The following is a 436-nucleotide window of genomic DNA, read 5'->3' on the forward strand; positions in this document are numbered from 1 at the left end:
GTTAGGTGGGACGATACCCCCTGGACGAGGAGAACAACCATGGCACGCAAGCGCCGAAGTTTTTCAAGCGAATACAAGGAGCGCGTGGCCCGGATGGTGGTCGATGACGGTCTGGAGGTCTCGGTCGTATGCCGGGATCAGGATCTAGGCGAGACGGCCGTTCGCCGCTGGGTCGATCAACTCAAGGCGGAGCGCACGGGACAACCGGGCGAGGGTCGGCCGCTGACGGCGGAACAGCAACGGATCCGCCAGCTCGAGGAGGAGAACCGGCGGTTGAAGGAGGACAAGGAGCTTCTAAAAAAAGCGTCGGCCTTCTTCGCCCGGGAACTGAAGTGATGCATCGCTGCATCACGCGGTTGAGCGGAGAAGGCCCTGTCCATCGTCTTTGTCGGCTGCTGGGAGTGAGCCGGGCCGGCTATTACGCGGCGCGGGCGCG

General features: G+C 63.3%; 1 protein-coding gene. It reads left to right on the forward strand.

Annotated features, from left to right (window positions below; genetic code table 11):
* The first annotated feature begins 39 nt into the window (after nucleotides 1-39).
* Complete coding sequence (locus B1A74_RS13290) at nucleotides 40-336, forward strand: transposase (protein WP_018650388.1); 297 nt, start codon at nucleotides 40-42, stop codon at nucleotides 334-336.
* Nucleotides 337-436: the final 100 nt, after the last annotated feature.

It is taken from the genome of Thioalkalivibrio halophilus, assembly GCF_001995255.1.
Taxonomy (GTDB): Bacteria; Pseudomonadota; Gammaproteobacteria; order Ectothiorhodospirales; family Ectothiorhodospiraceae; genus Thioalkalivibrio; species Thioalkalivibrio halophilus.

What these genes read in the sequence shown, in the direction of transcription:
- B1A74_RS13290 (WP_018650388.1), top strand. Translation starts at nt 40, where the DNA reads ATGGCACGCAAGCGCCGAAGTTTTTCAAGCGAATACAAGGAGCGCGTG.